18 protein-coding genes are annotated in these 20,786 nt (G+C 46.4%); 8 read left to right on the plus strand and 10 right to left on the minus strand.

All coding sequences use genetic code 11. The annotated features are described in order from the left end of the window. The first annotated feature begins 216 nt into the window (after nt 1–216). Nucleotides 217–1,332, plus strand: a complete 1,116-nt coding sequence (locus F7R24_RS10240; protein ID WP_151671164.1) for a DUF294 nucleotidyltransferase-like domain-containing protein — start codon at nt 217–219, stop codon at nt 1,330–1,332. 28 nt (nt 1,333–1,360) lie between these two features. Here F7R24_RS10240 and F7R24_RS10245 read toward each other — a convergent pair whose 3' ends face one another. The 7 genes from F7R24_RS10245 to purM form a co-directional block, all read right to left on the minus strand. After that, complete coding sequence (locus F7R24_RS10245) at nt 1,361–4,132, minus strand: sensor histidine kinase (protein WP_151671165.1); 2,772 nt, start codon at nt 4,130–4,132, stop codon at nt 1,361–1,363. Further along, entirely contained in the window at nt 4,122–4,319 is a 198-nt protein-coding gene (locus F7R24_RS10250) for a hypothetical protein (RefSeq protein ID WP_151671166.1), read from the minus strand. Before F7R24_RS10250 ends, F7R24_RS10245 begins: the two co-directional genes overlap by 11 nt. A 2-nt stretch (nt 4,320–4,321) precedes the next feature. Further along, nucleotides 4,322–6,358 carry a 3'-5' exonuclease gene (locus tag F7R24_RS10255; protein WP_151671167.1) on the minus strand — a complete coding sequence of 679 codons (2,037 nt, stop codon included), beginning with the start codon at nt 6,356–6,358 and terminating at the stop codon, nt 4,322–4,324. A gap of 9 nt (nt 6,359–6,367) precedes the next feature. Continuing rightward, complete coding sequence (locus tag F7R24_RS10260) at nt 6,368–6,733, minus strand: response regulator transcription factor (RefSeq protein WP_151671168.1); 366 nt, start codon at nt 6,731–6,733, stop codon at nt 6,368–6,370. Between the two features lie 84 nt (nt 6,734–6,817). Next, a complete protein-coding gene (locus tag F7R24_RS10265; protein WP_168926814.1) occupies nt 6,818–7,510 on the minus strand; it encodes a DUF3108 domain-containing protein in 693 nt (230 codons plus the stop codon). Nucleotides 7,511–7,530: 20 nt separating this feature from the next. Then, a complete protein-coding gene (purN, locus tag F7R24_RS10270) occupies nt 7,531–8,175 on the minus strand; it encodes a phosphoribosylglycinamide formyltransferase (RefSeq protein ID WP_151671170.1) in 645 nt (214 codons plus the stop codon). Then, on the minus strand, nt 8,172–9,233 hold the full coding sequence (gene purM, locus F7R24_RS10275; protein WP_151671171.1) for a phosphoribosylformylglycinamidine cyclo-ligase: 1,062 nt from the start codon (nt 9,231–9,233) through the stop codon (nt 8,172–8,174). Before purM ends, purN begins: the two co-directional genes overlap by 4 nt. Before the next feature lie 140 nt (nt 9,234–9,373). Between purM and F7R24_RS10280 the strand changes: the two genes are divergently transcribed. The 6 genes from F7R24_RS10280 (at nt 9,374) to mgtE (ending at nt 14,680) form a co-directional block, all read left to right on the plus strand. Then, a complete protein-coding gene (locus F7R24_RS10280; protein ID WP_151671172.1) occupies nt 9,374–10,162 on the plus strand; it encodes a DUF2066 domain-containing protein in 789 nt (262 codons plus the stop codon). A gap of 3 nt (nt 10,163–10,165) precedes the next feature. Further along, nucleotides 10,166–10,873: a DnaA regulatory inactivator Hda gene (gene hda, locus F7R24_RS10285; protein WP_240776079.1), complete on the plus strand. Its 708-nt coding sequence runs from the start codon at nt 10,166–10,168 to the stop codon at nt 10,871–10,873. After that, complete coding sequence (gene tcdA, locus F7R24_RS10290) at nt 10,867–11,706, plus strand: tRNA cyclic N6-threonylcarbamoyladenosine(37) synthase TcdA (protein ID WP_151671173.1); 840 nt, start codon at nt 10,867–10,869, stop codon at nt 11,704–11,706. Before hda ends, tcdA begins: the two co-directional genes overlap by 7 nt. Nucleotides 11,707–11,758: 52 nt before the next feature. Beyond that, a complete protein-coding gene (locus F7R24_RS10295; RefSeq protein WP_151671174.1) occupies nt 11,759–12,811 on the plus strand; it encodes an FAD:protein FMN transferase in 1,053 nt (350 codons plus the stop codon). Between the two features lie 53 nt (nt 12,812–12,864). Then, the gene (locus F7R24_RS10300; protein ID WP_151671175.1) at nt 12,865–13,080 is read left to right on the plus strand and encodes a TIGR02450 family Trp-rich protein; all 216 of its coding nucleotides are present in this window, start codon (nt 12,865–12,867) and stop codon (nt 13,078–13,080) included. A 256-nt stretch (nt 13,081–13,336) separates the two neighbouring features. Beyond that, the gene (gene mgtE, locus F7R24_RS10305; protein ID WP_151671176.1) at nt 13,337–14,680 is read left to right on the plus strand and encodes a magnesium transporter; all 1,344 of its coding nucleotides are present in this window, start codon (nt 13,337–13,339) and stop codon (nt 14,678–14,680) included. 272 nt (nt 14,681–14,952) lie between these two features. Here the strand turns inward: mgtE and F7R24_RS10310 are convergent, their stop codons facing one another. Next, nucleotides 14,953–15,804 (minus strand): prephenate dehydratase, encoded by an 852-nt coding sequence (locus F7R24_RS10310; RefSeq protein ID WP_151671177.1) that lies wholly within the window; start codon nt 15,802–15,804, stop codon nt 14,953–14,955. A 137-nt stretch (nt 15,805–15,941) separates the two neighbouring features. Between F7R24_RS10310 and rapA the strand changes: the two genes are divergently transcribed. Then, nucleotides 15,942–18,800, plus strand: coding sequence for an RNA polymerase-associated protein RapA (rapA, locus tag F7R24_RS10315; RefSeq protein ID WP_151671178.1), 2,859 nt, complete (start codon nt 15,942–15,944; stop codon nt 18,798–18,800). A gap of 112 nt (nt 18,801–18,912) precedes the next feature. Here rapA and F7R24_RS10320 read toward each other — a convergent pair whose 3' ends face one another. Continuing rightward, nucleotides 18,913–19,521 (minus strand): LysE family translocator, encoded by a 609-nt coding sequence (locus F7R24_RS10320; RefSeq protein WP_151671179.1) that lies wholly within the window; start codon nt 19,519–19,521, stop codon nt 18,913–18,915. A 24-nt stretch (nt 19,522–19,545) separates the two neighbouring features. Beyond that, nucleotides 19,546–20,724: an MFS transporter gene (locus F7R24_RS10325; protein ID WP_151671180.1), complete on the minus strand. Its 1,179-nt coding sequence runs from the start codon at nt 20,722–20,724 to the stop codon at nt 19,546–19,548. Nucleotides 20,725–20,786 lie beyond the last annotated feature (62 nt).

The following is a 20,786-nucleotide window of genomic DNA, read 5'->3' on the forward strand; positions in this document are numbered from 1 at the left end:
CTTGATCATCAATGGTCTATAAAAAGTATAATTGAACGCGATTATCACGTGATTTAGGACCTGATTGCAACGGTAATGCATAACCTAAGTTAAGTTTTTGCTGATTTCTATCGATTTTTATGCGCTAGATCAGTTTTTCATCGCCTTTAGTGTTAAAGACAAAGCGAGTTTAAGGAGCTAGGCTGATAGTCAATATAATAAAAAAGAGATCAGAATATGACGCAGTCTGGATGGCGAACCCTCTTTGCCAATGATAGCTTGCCGGACACATCTCACTGGCCTGATTGCCTATCTGAATTAAAAACGGCTTTCTGTGCTATTCAATCAAGTCAGGATCTTGCCACTCTTAAAGGTTGGCAGCCAGAGCTTGTCAGCGCGCTTCAGGCGATCGATATTCCTGCATGGCGAATTAGTCAGGTTGTCAGTGATCATAATGATTGGATCTATCGTTTTGCTATAAGAGAATCCCTGGATGAAATGCTTCAGCAAGGTTGGGGGCATCCTCCTTGTGATTTTTGTGTGCTGACGCTTGGCTCAGGCGCACGTCATGAGAGTCTACTCGGGCCTGATCAAGACAATGCCATGATATTGCAAGACTACCCCCAAGATCGTCACGTCGAAATAGATACTTGGTTTCAGTCATTGGCAGAACGTTTCACTGATAAGTTACACCATGCAGGCATTCCACTCTGCAAAGGTCATGTGATGGCACGTTGGCCTTTGTGGCGAAAACCTTTAAAAGAGTGGTGTGAACAAATGCGTCTCTGGAGTGGTCGGCGCACGGTGAAGCTGGTTCAGCTATCCAATATTTTATTAGATTTTGCTCCAGTTTACGGCAATGCTGTGTTGGCTGAGCAGTTCAGGCAATATTTGATTGAGCTGATGCCCAGTGCAGGCCTTTTTCTAGATGAGATGAATGCATTACAGGATGAGACGCGCGTTGCTTTGGATAGATTTGATCGCTTAGTGGGAGATGATCAAGAAGCTCCTCATCAACATGCAATCAATCTGAAGCGCCAAGGTTTGCTTCCGCTGCAAGCGGCGTTGCGGTTATTTTCTTTAAGAAAGGGAATTGCACAGCAAGATTGTCGAGGAAGACTGTTAGCGCTGAAATCGATGGGTCTTCTCAGTGCTTCTAAGGCCGAATCCTTAGAAGAAGCCTTATCCTTATTGTTGGCTCTATTACTGGAGTCGCAAATGAAAGCCGTTGAATTGAACCGTACACCTGATGGTTGGGTGGATCGGCGCGAGCTGTCAGAAAGTCGTCTGGTTCAGTTAAAAATGGCGCTTATAGAGATTCGCAGTTTACAAAAACAGGCAGCCACAGCATAAGAAGTGTCTTGATAGGTGTTAGATCATTTTAGTGTTCGTTAATTGTCTCGCTCGCTTGCTGATCTGGCGCTTCAGTTTGCGCTAGCTCCATGATTAAGCTTGCGCCACCGAGTTTCTCTGGATCATCAACCCAGAGTTTTCCGCCCAGATGCGTCAATATCCCTCGGCAGATAGGTAATCCCAGCCCTGTGCCTTTGGGTCGGCCACGTGGCTGTTCTTTGCTGCCTTGCTCGACTTGATGGAACTTCTCAAAAACTCGATCACGATGATCAACAGGGATTCCTGTGCCATTATCTTCAACACGAACGCGATACTGATCCCCTCGTGCGGTTAAAGAAACATGTACCTTGGGTTGGTCTTCAGCAGCAAATTTACGCGCATTTTCCAATAGATTAATCAGCACTTGTTGTAAACGATCTACATCCGCGATAACCCAGGCAACATCAATATCCAGTTGTAGGGTTAATTCAACATTTCGCTCTTCATAAAGACGTGTCACCGCATCGATGGACTGCTTAACAGCCGCAGCAAGATCGATATGCTGAGGTTTGAGTGTCATGCGACCTGATTCCAGTCGAGCTAGGTCAAGAATTTCTTCAATCAAGCGTGACAAGCGCTCACTTTCTCTAACGATTACCTCAAGAAAGTGCTGTTGTTTTTCTATCGGGATACCTTGGTTATCTTTTAGAATCTCAGCAAACGCTCTGATCGAGGTGAGCGGTGTGCGAAGTTCATGACTCACCATCGCCACAAATTCATCTTTTAGCTTATCTAACTCGCGTAAACGATCATTGGCTGCACGAAGTTCGTTACCGATCCGAGCGAGTTCATTTGATTTCTGTTCTAAGCGTCGATTGTATTCTAGCGTTTGTGACGTGGTATCGAGAATGCTCAATACTGCTTGAATATCCAGAGCTTCGCCGCGGACAACAGAATTAATCAATACCCTGGCTGAAGAGCTTCCAAGCGCGCCTGCCAGTTGTTTTTCTGCTCTACTAACCATATCTGGGGACGCTGGCGCTTCATCTTTGATGTTTTTATCTGCATCATTGAAGGCTTTAAAAAATCGCTGAGTCGCGACAGGTCCCAGATAACGGGTAAGCAACTGTCTTAGCTCGCCACGACTGGTATGACCTTGCCATAGGTTGGTATGTAAACGATCTTGGCTAAACGCTTGGGTAAATAACGCCGCCTGAGTTTGTTCCAGGTTCGTTTGGCGAGTGAACTGTGACACCAATAAAATCAAACCCACATTCACAAGCATGCTCCAGAAAAGTGCATGAGTATGAATATCCAATCCAGTTAAGCCGAATAATTGATAGGGACGAAGCCATTCAATGCCCCAAGGACCTTCGGTAATCAATGTCAAGGGAAGCCATCCGGACTGAGCAAATCCCGGAATAAGAAGAGTATGACACCAGATAATAAATCCACCGATTAACCCTGCTGCTGCAGCTGTTCGTGTCGCGCCTCTCCAAAACATACCGAGTAACAGCGCTGGAGCAAATTGTGCGGCCGCTGCAAAGGATACCAAGCCAATCGTGACTAAAGAGTAAGAATCACCGATCAAGGCGACATACAAATAGCCTAATAACAGAATAAGAATAATCGCGACTCGGCGAATACTCAGTAGCCATCCACTTAAATCGCTAGTTTGATCCAAATGCAATCTGCGCCAACGAAGGAGCACAGGCATGACCAGTTGGTTACTGATCATGGTCGATAGTGCAATGGTTTCAACAATAACCATGCTTGTTGCTGCAGATAACCCGCCAATAAAAACTAATAATGGCAGATATTCCAATCCCGCAGAAAGGGGCAGGGTCAACACAAAGCTATCGGGTGCGCCGGCTGCTTCTCCTAGCAGTAACCCAGCGAGGGCGACAGGAATTACGAAAATATTGATAGCTAACAGGTATAAAGGAAATAACCAAGAAGCACGTTTGATATGGCGTTCGTCAACATTCTCTACCACCAATACCTGAAATTGTCTTGGAAGCGTTAAGAACGCTAGTGTGGCTAACAGCAGTAAGCCGACCCATCCAGCCGCACCGCCTGGTACATTCGCCATGCCAAAGGTGCCTGCGATATCAGGATGGGCAGCCGCTTGCGCAAAGAGGTCAGTGGGGCCGCCATACATAACAAACACCACAAAAATACCGACAGCCATAAAAGCGAGTAGCTTAATTAGTGACTCGAAGGCAATAGCCGTGACCATGCCTTCGTGACGCTCACTGGCATCCAGTTGTCGGGTACCAAAGAGGATAATAAAAATTGCAAGGACGATAGAGATCCAGAAAGACTGATCCAGTAAAAAGGAGATGTTAGCACCGCTTTGGCGCCCATTCATCTGATAACCCGTGAGGACATCAAAACTCACGGTGATGGCTTTCAGTTGCAGCGCGATATAGGGAATGATGCCAATTACCGCAATGCCTGCGACTAATGCACCGATTCCTTCACTTTTGCCATAACGCGCACTGATAAAGTCAGCAATCGAGGTAAGTCGCTGAGCACGTGCAATTCGAACCATTTTACGAATTAACATCCAGCCGATTAGCATCGCAATCGTAGGGCCAAGGTAGATCAGCAGGAAGCTAGGTTCAGCTTCAGCGGCTCGTCCAACACTGCCGTAAAAAGTCCAAGCGGTACAGTAAACAGCGATAGAGAGCGCATAAACCGTTGACGAATTAATGACCGATCGACCTTGTTCGGCTCTTTTGTCACCCCAAGCAGCAATTAAAAATAGCAATGCTAGGTAACTAAAAGCGACAAAGAGAACCAGTAATTCATTCTTCATCACTACGCTCCATTACCCAAGCGGTCAGAAGAATCAGGACAAGCCAGCTAGCGAACAACCAGATAGGCAGCATTGAAAAGCCGTAACTGCCTGGTCTATCAAACAGCAGAACCAGCGGCGGGATAAAAAACAGTAACCCCAGTAGCGTCAAGGAGACAAGACGGCTGACCAGAGAAGGGCCTTGCATAGTTAACCCACCCTCACAGTTTCAGCCGTCGCTTGAAAATCCAGCGCCTGTTGTAGTGTTGTGATTCCGCGAGCTTCAAGTCGAGGGATAAGGTTTAGCAACAACTCTGCGGTAACTCGCGCATCTCCTAATGCGGTGTGGCGTGTGCCTGCTGGAAAAGTGATCTGAAAGCGATCCGAAAGAGCATCCAGTCCATGAGTTTCCAAGTCAGGATCGATAGCCCGCGAGAGCAATAACGTATCCAGTACCGGCATGTCGAATTGAAGACCCGCATCTTTTGCCGGAAGATCCAGCGCCAGAATATCGAAAGCGGCATTGTGAGCAACTAAAACCGCTTGACCTACAAAGTGACGAAAACGCGGCAGAACTACACGCATCGGTGGAGACTGCTTCACATCTTGCTCATGAATGCCATGTATCGCTGTGCTTTCTGCCGGTATATCTCGCTCGGGATTCACTAATTGGTCAAAGTGCTCATTCGCCAGTAGCCGGCCATTTAAAATTCGGCAAGCACCAATACTGATGACTCGGTCACCATCACGCAGTTTAAGCCCCGTCGTTTCTGTATCAAAAACCACCATTTCGAGCTGGCTGAGCAATTGATTACCTAGTTCTGCATCGGGTGGTGGCAGTTCAGCAATACTGAAATCGTGGAACTCAGGTCTAGAAGTATACTGACGTTCGGGTTCCGCATAACGATCCGTTGCTGGTAAGGGGATGCGTAAACGGGAATGTTCGCGATCATGATCGGGCAAACACCACCAATCCGAATTATGTTGGCTTAGAACATCACTAATGCGTGGTGCTAAGGGTTGTTCACTTAGGGGTAGAGTGCGCCACGAATCTAACTGGTGTTGAGAGATAGGGACGCCTAGCCAAACAATATCTAAGTAAACTCGTTTATTGCCAAGGCAAAACTCTATTTCGAATGAAGTGCGTTTGCATGCTTGGCGTAAAGCGGGCAGCAAAACCTCCAGCATAACTAGTAACGTAGGGCTGTCGGCTCGAAACCATGCAGGGATTCCAATCGGAACCACATCTATCTCACTACTTTCACAGATATCGGTTAAAGCAGCAGTGAGATCACCTGACCAAGTATCGGTTAAACAGGTTTGATCTAATTGAATCGATTCAAGCACTCGAGAGAGTTGGTCAATTAAATCTCCCATCACTTGGCTTTCTTCATGCATCGCTTTTTCTAGGCGTGGGCGGATATCACTTTGCTGTGGTGCTCCGCTTAAGGCTTCGGCGGTAGTGGTTAAGCTAGCGGTATGTCCACGTAACTGAGGTAACAGGTTTGCTAAAGGTTGACGCCAGCGTTGGTGACTTGCATGGGCTTCGGTAGTATCGCTTAAGGTGATTAATGCTTCGCCTTGAGTAGCGCTCACACGGCGTAAATCGCAGCGCAGCCAGCGATCTTCGTGATGCAATAGAACTTGTCGAGGGCTACCATCCGTGGGGAGTTTTTTTAGTGTTTCAGCCAAGTTAGGCAGTGGTAAAAGCTGCCCAAGATGCCTGCCTAACCCTAACGCAGGGTGATTACTGAAAAACGCCTTAGCCGCCGGGTTTAACATCAGTACGCGTTGATGACGATCACACAAGAGTAGGGGTACTTCTAACACCTCAAGCACCGCTTCTAACTCGTGACGAATGCGAGCAGCATCTTGTGCTCCCGCTTCTCTGGCAGAGTTGAGTTTTTCTCTATCCTGTCGCCAGCCTTCCCGTAAACGTGAAAAATCCTGACCTAAGTTGCTTAACCACCCTTCTGGTAGAAAGTCATCTTTTGCATCAGGATTGGCAGCGAGACGGGCGAATTGGATTTGTAAGTGTCGCAATGGGGCAAAGAGTTTTCTCTCTAACCACACGCCGGCGATTAAGAGTAATGTGGGTAAAATGGCAACCAGTATCCACAGTATTGTGCGCGACTGAGGGTCGTCGCTAAGTTTGCCATCTAGCAGGGCACCAAATATTAAGCCAGCAAAGGTAACAAGACCTGTTGCCAACATCCAGATTCCAAGAAGAAACTGTCGTTTAGGCATGGCTTATTCCTATTCCTGAAGAAGGTTCCTAACTTTTTGAACCAGCGCTTGGGTTGAAAAAGGTTTGGTGATGTAGTCATCGGCACCCAGTGCCATACCTTTTTCTTTTTCAACCTCACGACCATGAGCCGTCAGCATAATCACCGGAAGTCGAGTAAAGCGCTCATCTTTGCGCAAATGTTCGAGTACATCAAAACCACTAATGCCCGGTAAGCTGATATCCAATAGCACTAAATTCGGCTCGATTTCGCTGATACGTTGAAGCGCGGTTTCTCCATCCTCGGCAGTGGTGACATCAAAGCCTGCCTGCTGCATTAAGAATTCAAGTGATAAGAGGATGTTAGGTTCATCATCCACAACCAGCACTTTGGTCATATGGGCTCCTTATTGTTTTTATTTTCAGTCTAGTGCGGATTGATGGAAGTTGAAAGGGCGACCTAGGTTTAATAAGTCGAGATATCAGTCGACACTTTTTAACAGGAGGGCAAAGCGATTGCCGTTAGGTTCCACTTGTTCCAGGCGAACAACAAGATAATCCAGTTCAGGAGCAAACCAAATCAGTGTCTCTCTATCTGAGCCTTCACCACGATCGCGCTCAACACGGACTGCAGTGTAGGTACCCGCTGGAGTTTCTACTTCGTCTTCACCGGTTACTTGGAAACGATAAACCTGTTTTTGGCCGCCATCAGCGACCACATACTCAAGTGTTGTTAAGCCTGCTTTAAGGTCGAAAGGCATCTGCAGTTGATAACTGAGCTTGTCATGAATGCCAGGTTCAATAGCCATGCGCCATGGCTTGTCATCTATGTCTGTGGTCACGTGTCCTGCATCCCAGTCAAAACGTAACTGAGCTTCACGATTACGTGTCAAAATCTTGCGTTTGTAATCATATTGAATGGGTAAAATCTGGCCATCTTCCAGCTTGATTCGACTGGATTCACGGATGTTGGCCATCATGGCTGAAGCTTCGACGGAAATTTCCCAGGTGAAGTCATCCAACCGTTTCATCTCTCTGATCGCTTCACCGCTAAATGAAATAGCGGCATCCACACGATTGGTATAGGTTGCACGGTAAGGCTCGAAGGTCACTGGAGAGGCTAGGGACAACGTCGTAATACTGGTCATAACAAGTGCAATCAAAAAAGAACGCATGATGCCAAACCCTCTTGAAATCAGTTTTCTAGCTGAAAGCCAGACGCAGGTAGAAGCGATCCATCCAATAGAACGCCTTCCTCGCATTGTTCTAATCGACCAGCACAAAACCAGCTGACCGCTAATGGGTAGATCTGATGCTCTAATGCATGAACCTTGGTTTGCAACGAGTCGATAGTATCAGACGTTAGAACCGTGATTTTGGCCTGAATCGCTAAGGGGCCGCCATCCAGTTCTTCTGTCACAAAATGAACCGTGCAGCCATGCTCAGAGTCTCCGGCTTCTAATACCCGTTGATGAGTATTAAGTCCTTTGTAGCGTGGAAGTAGAGAAGGGTGAATGTTGAACAGTTTTCCAGTGTAGTGTCTTACAAAATCGGCACTGAGAATGCGCATAAAACCAGCCAAGACCACTAAGTCAGGTTGGTAAACGTCAATCTGTTGTATTAACGCTTGGTCAAAATCCTCTCTACCCTTAAAGGATTTGTGATCAATGAAGTGGCCGGGAATTCCAGCCATTTCAGCGCGCTTCAGTCCAAAGGCATCATCTCGATTGCTGATGACAGCAACGATCTGTCCATCAATACTACCCTGCTGACAATGATCCAAAATTGCTTGAAAATTGGAGCCACTGCCAGAGATTAGTACGACAATCCTTTTTTTCATGCAGCAGTCCCGTTGCGCATTTCTACTTGTGGTTCGTCACCGTTACGGCTTTCGATCGAACCAATTTCCCAAGCGGTTTCACCTAGGCTTGTTAATAAAGCAAGCGCTTCGGCTTTGTGTTCTTCAGGAACCACAATGACCATACCCACGCCGCAGTTGAAAGTACGATACATCTCGTTCATTTCAACGTTACCAGCTTTTTGCAACCATTCGAATACTGGCGGGAATGTCCAAGAGTTAATGTTCAGCACCGCTTTAGCATCGTCAGGCAATACGCGTGGAATGTTTTCCAACAAACCACCGCCAGTGATGTGCGATAGTGCATGCACTGGTAAAGTTTTGATCAGCTTAAGCAAAGGCTTAACATAGATGCGCGTTGGCTCTAACAGCGCTTTAGCTAATGTCGTGTCACCCATTGGCTGCTGTAAATCGGCCTTACTAAATTCGATGATTTTTCGAATTAGAGAGTAACCGTTGGAGTGCGCACCAGAGGAAGCCAGAGCTAACAGTGTGTTACCTGCTTTAACCTTGGAACCATCAATGATTTCGTCTTTTTCAACGACACCCACACAGAACCCTGCTAGGTCGTAATCATCACCTTCGTACATGCCTGGCATTTCAGCGGTTTCACCACCGACCAGCGCAGCACCAGCCAGTTCACAACCTTTGCCTATGCCCGTAACGACGTCTGCAGCCATATCCACATTTAAATGGCCGGTTGCATAGTAGTCTAGAAATAGTAAAGGTTCTGCACCCGCAACCACCAAGTCATTGACACACATGGCAACAAGGTCGATACCGATCGTGTCATGTGTTTTTAAGTCCATGGCCAAGCGTAGCTTCGTACCTACACCATCGGTTCCAGAAACTAAAACAGGTTTGCGATACCCTTCAGGTATCTCGCAAAGGGCACCAAAACCGCCCAAGCCACCCAGGACTTCAGGACGAGCAGTGCGCTTGGCAACGCCTTTGATACGCTCGACTAAGGCATTGCCAGCATCGATATCGACACCCGCATCTTTGTAACTAAGAGAGGTTTTTGCAGAATCTGTAGACATGTTGTATCCGACCTTTAGATCACGGATGAGAAGAAATTCAGTGCGTAAGTTTATCAGGTTGATGGTGGCTGGGCTATTGTGTGTTAAAGTTGTTGCGTATTTTTATCGATTAAATTCACGAAAAAACTAGGCACATTATAATGTCCATGACACGAAGCTCAACGACACGAGTCAGTGCGAAGAAGTTTTTACTGTCTTTTTTACTATTGTTTTCAAGTAGTTCGGTGACAGCAGATACCCTATTAATTTGGTTGGCAGAAGAGCGTGCTGGCGTAAGAGATCTGGCCGCTATATCTCACCCGGTTGTCAGAGAGTTGCGTGCGCAACTCCCGCCGTCGTTAACCTTACTAACCCCTTTGATGGATTTGACCGATCAAATGTTTATTGATGCGGATATTCTTTGGCAGGGCGATCAAGACACCATTCAAAGTGCTTCCGCACGTTATTCTACCGAGCATATTCTGGTTGCACGAATTATCGAAGGTGCTCGCCCACTCACTGAGTGGTTAATCTGGTTATCAGGTGATCGTAAAACTATCTCTACCCAAGGCGAATGGTCAGCGCAAGCTGCTGACGTCATAGCCTTTATTGCCGAAAATGCTGATCTTTCATCTACGGAAGATGTGACTAACGACACTTTTAGTGATGAGGCTGAAGCCCAGCCTTTAGATCTTGCCCCTATACCGAGTTTGGCCGGTTATCAAGTGATTGTATATAACTTGATCATGCCGATGGATTTTTTGGATGCTACTGAAACGTTGCGGGAAATGTTTGGTGAATCCGCTGTCCGAATGATCAGCTTCAACGCTGGTATTTTGCGAGTCAATATCGATTATGAAGGCGCTTTAAGTGGATTGCAGCGAGAGCTTCAAGCACATCCTCGTTTTAGTGAAATATCAGACGCTCGATTGGAATTTACTTGGAACTAAGTGATGTCTGAAATGAACTTACCTGTTCAGTTGCCATTAGGCATTTCGCTTCGTGAAGAAGCGCGCTTTGAAAACTTTATTCTGGGTGAAAATGGATTGTTATGCGAATCGCTCAAATCCTCAGCCAGAGGAGAAGGAGATCCGGTGGTGTATCTTTGGGGTGCGTCCGGCAGCGGGCGATCACATCTTCTGCAAGCAGTATGTCATCAAGCGGATGCGTTAAATCGCCAAGCGGTATATCTACCAATGGCTGAACTCATTGAGTTCGACTCTTCCTTATTTGAAGGGTTAGAGCAAATGGATTTGGTCTGTATCGATGATCTTGAGTGTTTAGTTGGTCATCGAGTTTGGGAAGAAGCGATGTTTCATCTATTCAATCGCTTACGTGCAGCGAATGTACGTTTAATCCTCGCGGCTTCTGAATTGCCTGCAAGATTAAATTTCTCCTTAGCTGATTTGACCTCACGTTTGCAATGGGGATTGGTTTTTCAGGTACAGCCCATTCAGGAAGATGAAAAGATAGAAACGCTAAAAGCGCGTGCTATCAGTCGTGGGTTTGAACTTAGCGATGAGGTGTTGCGCTACATCATGCATCATGGCAAGCGGGATTTAACCGATTTATTGCGTGTGCTAGACCAGTTAGACCATGCATCTTTAAGCGCGCATCGACGTATTACCGTTCCTTTTGTAAAACAGGTGATGGGATGGTGATAGATGTAAACACCTCTGTACCCTCTGCAGAGGAAGATGCCGCACTACGTTTTGGTGGTATTCAACGACTTTATGGCAAAGCAATCAGTGACTTCTATCGTCAAGCGCATGTCATCGTTGTCGGCATTGGTGGCGTTGGATCATGGGTTGCAGAAGCTCTGGCTAGAACAGGAATAGGTGAAATCACCTTAATTGATCTAGATGACATCTGTATTAGTAACATTAATCGCCAAATTCATGCGACCGATGAAACTATCGGGCAGATGAAAACTGAGGTGATGGCTGCGCGGATAAAGTCGATTAATCCTTATTGTAAGGTCAATGCTAAAGCTGCTTTTCTGCAAGCGAGTAACTTAGCCGAGTTGATCTTAGATGATGTTAACTATGTGGTTGATGCCATCGATAATGTTCGCGACAAAGCCGCTTTGATTGCGTGGTGTAAGCGCCGAAAGATTCCGTTGATCACCATTGGCGGGGCGGGTGGACAGATAGATCCGACACAAATTCGAGTGGCGGATCTCACTAAAACTTCGCAGGATCCTTTGGCTGCTAAATTACGATCGGTGTTAAAACGTCATCATGGTTTTAGCAAAACCGATAAGTTTGGTATCGACTGCGTCTACTCCACCGAGCAGTTACGCTATCCTCAGCCGGATGGAACAGCCTGCCATCGCAAACCCGAAACGGACGGTCCAACCCGTTTAGACTGTGCTGGTGGCTTTGGTGCATCAACCTGTGTAACAGCGACCTTTGGATTTGTTGCGGTGGCGCACCTGCTGAAAAAAATGGAGGCTCGTTTTTTAAGGCAGCAAGAAACGTTTACCCCTAAATGATTGCCACAGTTCGTTAATACCATCGATTTAAAAAAGTAGAGGCTCAGATTTAATGAATGCTTTACCCAGAATCTTTATCTTAAGCGTGTTGCTAGTTTTTTTAGTGGGTTGTTCCGATAAAACCCCCGTTGATCCCATTAAGCGCATAGAAGGTAGCATTTTTGGCACTTTTTGGATGGTAAGCATCGCTGATGACATTAACGAAAGAGAGTTAAATGCCCTAGAAGCTGGGATCAAGGAAACGCTTGATCGTGTCGACTGGCAGATGTCCACATGGAAGCCTGAATCAGAACTGATGCAGCTGAATCGACACCCTGTCGGAGAGTGGTTTGATATTTCCGCAGAACTGATCAAAGTACTGGCGATCAGCCAAGAGATTTCCGTGAAGAGTGATGGTTCGTTTGATATCACTGTGGGTAATTTAGTTAATCTATGGAGTTTTGGACCCGAACAACGACCTAACTCTATTCCTGCTAAGGAGGAGTTAGAAGCTCGCCTTGCATTAGCGGGGCACCAAGGTTTAGAGCTAAACATTGAAGAAAATCAAGCACGTCGAACTAAAGACTTTTTCATCGATTTGTCTGGTGTAGCAAAAGGATATGGCGTTGATGAGGTAGGACGTTATTTGCAATCACAAGGATTAAACAACTTTCTGGTCAATATAGGTGGTGACTTATTAGCCATAGGTCAGCGCGAAACAGATCAGAATTGGCGAATCGGCATTGAGTTACCTCATAGCGGTATTCAAGTGGCTCATCATATTATCCCGGTTGAAAATATGTCGGTTGCCTCTTCAGGTGACTATCGTAACTACTTCGAAGAGGACGGGCGTCGGTTCTCTCATACCATTGATCCTAAAACAGGTTGGCCAATCAATCATCGTGTTGCGTCAGTCACGGTACTAACACCTGATAATGTTGATGCAGATGCATGGGCGACTGCATTCATGGTGCTAGGAATTGACGGATTGGCTTTAGCTGAAGAACTGGATCTTAAGGTATTAATGCTAGAGAAAGATGATGAAGGGTGGGTCACACATCTGACGTCAGCTTTTATAGACTATGTTGGTGTAGAAAAAGCTCAAGAGCTGCTAGAAACTAAATAAGCTTTTAGGTTCGCTTCGGACTCATTGTCATTTCAATTAGGTTAACACAAACCATGAATCGCATTAATCCTGAAAAACTGCTTCAGAGTAAATGGACGGCAGTGTCTCCACAAAACAAGGAAAAACATTTTATCGTCATTGAGTTGCTAAGAGATGAGCAAGAACAGGTGACGCACTGTATTTTGCAAGCAGTGATGACTCGTCGTGAATACCCACTTGATTGGAAAGCACTCAAAAATGACGAGGATTGGCGAATGGGGTGGAAATAATTTATTTCCGACGTTCGCCATGAAATAAGTCATTTTGATGACAGTTTCACAGATTTTATTGACAAAATATGCCATTTTTCAATATATTAAGCACATCTCGATGGTCTGATATGAGGATTCCCATGGACCCCAGTCGATGTTTGTTAAACATCATTACATTGATTATTACCTGCTCAGCACGCGCCCACCGTCTCACTGACATTTAAAGATTCTGTCAGTACGATGATGGGCCTCGAGCCTGTCTTGGAGACTGACGATGAACTACACCGAACTCACCGAAGCGCTGCGTATTGCTATGGAAAAGCAAGACGGCGTTGCTATTGAAGCGCTTGTCGTAGAGTTTCAACCCGCTGACCTTGCAGAATTCCTCCATGATGAAGAAGTTGACGTCTGTCTAAAGTTACTTGCTCATCTAGAGATAGAAGAGCGTGCCGAAGTCTTTGGTTACTTGCCTCTCAATACGCAATTTGAAGTCTCTGAAGAGATGACAGTAGAAGGGCTGGCACAACTCCTGAACTGCATGGATTCAGATGAACGTGCGGATCTCTTTAATCTGATGGAAGAGGATCGTCAGACAGCGGTTCTTAAACTGATGGCGAAGGAAGAGCGTGAAGATTTGCGTCGCATGGCGTCCTATGAAGAGGAAACCGTCGGAGCGATTATGACCAGTGACTATGCCAGTGTCCCAGTCACTGATACGGTCGTTCAAGCGTTAGACAAGATCAGAAAAACGGCCCCTGATGCCGAAACCATCTATCAAATTTACGTTTTAGACAAACTTCACAGGCTAGTGGGAACCGTTTCATTACGAGAACTGATCGTCAGTCGACCTACCGCGTTAGTCAGCGATTTAATGGAAACTGATTTGATCACCATGTTTCCGGATCAAGACCAAGAAGAAGCCTCTAAATTAATCAGTCGCTATGACTTGCTGGCGTTACCAGTGATTGATAATCAACATCGACTGGTTGGTATTGTCACTTACGATGATGCAATGGACGTTGCTGAAGCAGAAGCGACAGAGGATATTCTGAAAGGCGGCTCGGTCAGTGGTTTAGAAGGCAGTATTAAAGATGCCTCTAAATTTATGCTTTATCGTAAGCGTATTTTTTGGCTGTTACTGCTGGTTTTTGCCAATATATTTACCGCAGCCGGTATTGCCATCTATGAAGATACCATCGCGAAATACGCAGTATTAGTCTTCTTTATGCCACTGCTGATTGGTAGTGCGGGTAACGCGGGTTCTCAGGCATCCACATTAATGGTTCGTGCGCTAGGTACAGGCGATGTAGTGATGTCTGATTGGGCGCGATTATTTGGTCGAGAAATCATTATTGCCTTGGCACTAGGGCTTACCATGGCTTTTGCTGTAGCGTTTATCGGTCATTTTCGTGGTGGTTATGATATTGCTTTGATCGTTGCACTAAGTATGGTTTCAGTGGTGATGATGGGCAGTCTGTTAGGGATGAGTTTGCCTTTCGTGTTGAAAAAATTAAAGCTCGATCCAGCCACAGCCAGCGCACCGTTGGTAGCGACCATCGCCGATGCCACAGGTATTCTTGTTTATTTTGGAATTGCGACGGCGGTGTTGGGTTTGTAGAGCTTTCTAAGTACACCCTTCACGTGCATCCATGCACTTCAGGGTGTAAGTGCATCCATGCACAAAAAAAAGCCCCTCCGAGGAGGGGCAAGCAAAGTGCATACAACTCAGGAAGAGTTGAGAGATGGGATGCGATTAGATGAAACTATAAATAGAGTCAGCTTTTCGCGTCCTGAAGCTCAGGACAACTTAAAGATAGACCTTTTTTGTGCATTGCACAATAGGGAATTCCCTTATACTTAGATTTTTTCATTCTAATAGGGTTGATTTCATTAACCGGGCTTTCTAAAAGGGTGAGCCTTATAGGTTCCCATCACTCTGACTTCACTAGCAAAAAAGTTTAATTCTTGTAAAGCATGCTGCATCGCTAGTTGATGCGGATGGCCTTCAATATCTAAATGAAAACTGGATACTTGCATGGTATCAGAGGCCATATAGCTCTCTAGCTTCACCATGTTGACACCATTAGTGGCAAATCCACCCAAGGCTTTGTATAACGCAGCCGGAATGTTGCGAACTCGGAACATCAGCGTGGTGATATAAGGTTGACCCTCTTCAAAGGCAGGCATACGACTTTCTTTTGCTAGAATCATGAAGCGTGTGGTGTTGCCATTAATATCCTGAAAATGAGGATTCAGTATCTCCAGATCATACAGCTCTGCTGCAAGGCTAGAGGCAATCGCCGCATGTCCAGGTTGGCGACTATCAGCAAGCTCATGTGCGGCACCCGCGGTATCCAAGGCTGCAATCGGTTGAATACCCAACTTTTTAATATTGCCATCACACTGAGCCAAAGCCTGAGGGTGAGAAGAAACGGTACGTATTTCTTCCAGTTTTGTGCCGGGTAAGGTCAATAAACAGTGATTTACCGGTTCAAAGTGCTCGCCGATAATGTGTAACTGAGTTTTTGGCATTAAGCGATAAATTTCTTCAACTCGACCAGCGGTTGAGTTTTCCAGTGGAATCATAGCCAGACGAGCATCACCTCGTTCGACCATAAACATCGCTTCCACAAAGCTTTCACACGCATGTGCTCGTAATTCTGGATGAACTCGGCAGCAAGCAAGGTGAGAATAAGCACCTTCATGCCCTTGATAGGCAATTACATCGTTAGTTTGAGTCATGAGTGTCCGTCTTATCAGTTAACCCGTCGGAAAGTCGTTATTATTGCACAGAGTTTTACGAATCACGATCAGCCTTTGAACTTAGAGGCAACAGCGCCTATCATGTCGTTTTTAAATGCGTAGTAGAGGGTTTTAGATTGTCTCAGACAGTGTTTTTACCGGGGCAGCGATGGATTAGCAATACCGAAGTAGATTTAGGGTTGGGTATCGTTGTTGAATCAGCCAACCGTCGGGTAGAGATTAATTTTCCTGCAGTCGGTGAAATTCGTACCTATGCCATCGATAATGCACCACTAAGCCGAGTCTGTTATGAGGCTGATGAAGATGTTGTTTCCGATGAAGGCGTCGTTATACATGTTAGAGAGCGCCTAGAGCATAACGGTTGTTATATCTACATCGGTGTCGATGAAGAGGGTAAAGAGGTTGTTTTAGCCGAACTCAATCTAGATAGCGCAGTGCACTTTAGCAAACCTCAAGAGCGTTTATTTGCAGGACAAATAGATCGTCACGGTCTTTACAAGCTGCGTGTAGAAACCTTAGAGCATCGTCATAGAATAGAGCAGTCTCCTGCTTACGGCCTTCTGGGAACTCGTGTTCAACTGCTGGCGCATCAGCTCTATATCGCTTCAGAAGTCGCTTCTAGAGTCACCCCCAGAGCGTTGTTGGCAGATGAGGTGGGGTTAGGTAAAACCATCGAAGCTGGGATGATTTTACATCAGCACGTCATCAGCGAACGAGCAACACGTGTATTGATTTTGCTACCAGACTCATTGTTGCATCAGTGGTTGGTAGAGATGCATCGCCGTTTTAACCTGACGTTTTCATTACTGGATAACGAGCGCTGTGAAGCGATAGAAGAGTCGGGTCACCACAATCCTTTTGAATCAGCGCAATTGGTGATCTCTCCCATTTCCTTGATGACCCGTGATCAACGACGACTAGATCAAGCGACTGAAGCGGGTTGGGACATTATGGTCGTGGATGAAGCACATCATTTGGGTTGGAGTCGAGAAGTCGTCAGTCACGCCTATCAATGTGTCGAGCAGTTGGCTGACGCAAGTCAAGGTTTGTTACTGCTGACCGCTACACCAGAACAGTTAGGCCCTGAAGGACATTATGCTCGTTTACGCTTGCTAGACCCTGAGCGTTATCCTGATCTTGATCAGTTTCTAGATCAGGAACAGCAGTATTTTCACCTAAACCACTTAGTGGGTTCTCTTTTAGAAGGTGGCGCTGCATTTTTGCGTCAGGATAAACACACGCAAAATGAGTTAAAAGCTCGTTTAGGTGATGCCGCTATCGTTGCTTGGTTGGCAGCGCCAGAAGATCAACAAGTGGTTCAGCTCAGCAAAATGATTGCAGAACTCGTGGATCGTCAAGGCACAGGACGAGTGCTTTTCAGAAACACTCGTCGAACCGTCAAAGGCTTTCCGAAACGAACCTTCTTCCAACATCCGTTAATGGCGCCCAACTTCTTTTCAGAACAGGATGACTCGGTTCCACTAGAGCGACTGTTGCATCCAGAGCGTTTTCTGGGTGAAGACTGGATCAGTGCTGATCCTCGCGTTGCATGGCTGCAAGATTGGTTAAAACAACAACGTCGCGAAAAAGCACTCGTCATCTGTGCGCGAGCAGAAACCGCTATGGCGTTGGACGAGTATTTAAACTTACGTGTGGGCATTCGCTCTACTGTGTTCCATGAAGGCATGAGCCTGGTTAATCGTGATCGCAGTGCGGCTTATTTTGCCGATCAAGAATTGGGCGCACAGGTATTAATCTGCTCTGAGATAGGCAGTGAAGGGCGTAACTTCCAGTTTTGTCATCACCTAGTGCTGTTCGATTTACCCCTCAGTCCTGATCTTCTGGAACAGCGTATCGGTCGATTGGACAGGATCGGACAAACACAAGATGTAAAAATACATCTGCCTTACTACCGCCAAAGCCCTACCGATGTCTTAATGCAGTGGTATCACCAAGGGTTGAATGCCTTTGAGCGTGTTTGTGCCGTGGGAGATGCTTTGTACCATCGCTTTGCTCAACCCTTAAGTGCAGCGATGCATCAACCGACTGATAGCACTCTGTTAGATGATCTACTGGAACAAACGCAAGAAGCCAGAGAAGAGCTAGAGCAAGAGCTGGCCGAAGGCCGTGACCGACTGTTAGAAATGAGCAGCTTTAACGCTGAACGTGCCAATATTCTGATTCAAGCGATGCAGGATCAGGATGATATCGAACGCATTCAAACCTACGCAGAGCGCTTATTTGATCGCTTCGGTATCACTCTCCAACCGCATGGACAGCACGGTTTAGTCCTCCACCCTGGCGAGCACATGCTGTGTCAGCTTTCCGAGCTTCCGGAAGATGGCATGACACTGACCTTCAGTCGTGAAGAAGCGCTTCAGCGTGAAGAGTTCGAGTTTATGAGTTGGGAACACCCATTAATGATTGAATTAATGGAGCTGTTAACCCATGGCGAAATGGGTAATAACGCCATAGCAACACTTAAACTTCCCGCATTACCCGCCGGAACCGTGTTGTTAGAAGCGATTTTTGAACTCAATATCACCGTTCCTAAAGCTTTACAGCTTGCTCGGTACCTACCCAGTGGCTATGTTCGTGTGTTGCTTGATCCAGAAGGAAGAGAGCTGAGCGATGTGCTAGCGCATCAACCACTTAATCAATTAGCTCAACCCATTAAACTGTCGACCTCGCAAAATATGGTGCGTATGGTCAGAGATAAGGTGTCATGGCAAATCAATGAAGCTCAGCAGATTGCTGATTCGCGATTGCCTACGCTGCGTGAAAAAGCGCTAAATGCTTTAATCTCCGATAGAGACGCGGCATACCAGCGACTGGCTGCCTTAGCACAGATTAACCCGGCTATCGATGAATCAGAACTAACAGCACATCAAGAAGCAACGCAGATTCTAAGAAAAGGACTAGAAAATGCGCGTTTGCGTCTCGATGCGGTTAGGATAATTGTGGTTTCAGAATAATCTAGGGAATTGAGGGGTATTAATGCCCCTCTGTATCTTATATCCGCTTCAACTAAGTTACTGACGAGCGCACCTGAAACTGAAGTTTCAAAATTGGCATTTGTCTTGTCAGCTAACTGCTGATTGGCAAGGCGGCACCAATTAACACAAATAGACTGCCACAGACCTTGTTAAAACCTTTGCCACAACGCTTTAACCAAGCGGAGATACTGCCTGCAAAACCGGCAATTAAAAACTCAGTCAGGCACTCGATCAGCACAAAGGTCAGCATCATCACCAAAAACTGAAGCCATAAGTCGCGGCTAGGGTCGATAAACTGGGGTAAAAACGCAGCAAAAAACAGAATCACTTTGGGGTTGGACAAGGCGGCTAAAAAGCCCTGTTTGGCCAGTTTCGAGCTTTTATCGCGTTGGCCTTGATGAAGGTTTTGTCCGGGTGCAGGCGCACGCCAAACTTGAATGCCTAACCAGATCAAATACAAACCACCCAGAATCTTCATGATAAACAGCATGTTCTCAGCAACGGCCAACACAGAAGCGATACCGAACATCGACAGAGCGATGACACAGGCAAACCCCAGTGCACCCCCAGCAATGGTGTTTAGGGTGCGAACCGGACCATGAATCGCGCCATGCGTGAGTGCCAATAAACTATTGGGACCGGGTGTTAAAGATAAACCGATCGATGCCACAAAAAAGATCAGCCATGTTTCCCAAGCCATATTCTACCTACGCTTTTTAATCGTTTATGCGAGTGCATTACGCGAATGTCGATGATGACTCCATGCTACCAATAACATCGCCACACCGATAGCGGGCAGCATGATAAGGTTAAGCATTTGCCAACCCAGCAGGCTTTGCCAGTAACCCGCTAGCAAACTGGCCACAGCAGCACTGCCAAAGATCAAGAAATCATTTATTCCTTGAACCTTGGCTTTTTCAGCAGGGCGATAGGTATGTGTTAACAAGGATGTTGCGCCGATAAAGGTAAAGTTCCAACCGACACCTAACGCCACCAGAGCGGTCCAAAAGTGCCAATAGGTGGTGCCTAATTGGTTTAGCAACACAGAGGCAATCAGCAAGACACAGCCTGCTTGGATAATTTTGGTTTCAGAGAACTGCGTAATCAAGCGACCGGTAATGAATGACGGGGCAAACATGCCCAATACATGCCACTGAATGACCGTGGCCGTGCTACTAAATCCAAAGCCACAACCCTGCATTGCCAGGGGGGTCGCGGTCATGATCAATACCATCACGGCATAACCAATCACCCCGGCCGTAATGGCTGCTACCAGTTGAGGTTGTTTGAAAAGTTCACTGTATGGACGCGCTTCTCCTTGTAACTCGGCGCGAGTGGGCTTTTTCAGTGGGATAAGCGCAATCAGTAAAGTAGTTAAAATATACAACCCAATTAACACCGCAAACGCGCCTAAATACTGCGTTGCTGGAAACAGCTTCTCTCCCCAAATCGCCAGATTAGGCCCTAAAATGGCGGCAATCACGCCACCGGCCATGACCAAGCTGATGGCCCGAGGATGTAAAGCAGGCGGACAACCCTCAATTGCAGCAAAGCGATACTGTTGACCCACACCGATGGCCATCCCCAGTAAAAAGGTACTGACGCAAAAGAGTGTAAAATCTCCCGCAGCAAGGGCTAAATAGGCTAAGCAAGCACCGCTGACACCAATAATATTGCCAATAAGAAAGCCCACTTTACGTCCCAACCAGCGCATTAAATGCGCGGCGGGTAAGGTTACGCCCATCAATCCTAAAAACTGTAAGGCGACAGGTAAGGTAATTAAACTTAAACTGGGCGCAATTTGCTGGCCAATCAATGCCGTCACAGACACCAACAGAATATTGCCGGAAACCAGTAATGCTTGACCCAGAGCTAAGCCCCAGACCGTGATAGGAAGACGCATGGTAAAAAAGCCTTATTCACTTTGGCGAAAAGATCATAAAGAAAGTGAATATAACAAAAACC

This window comes from Nitrincola schmidtii (assembly GCF_008973715.1).
Lineage (GTDB): Bacteria > Pseudomonadota > Gammaproteobacteria > Pseudomonadales > Balneatricaceae > Nitrincola > Nitrincola schmidtii.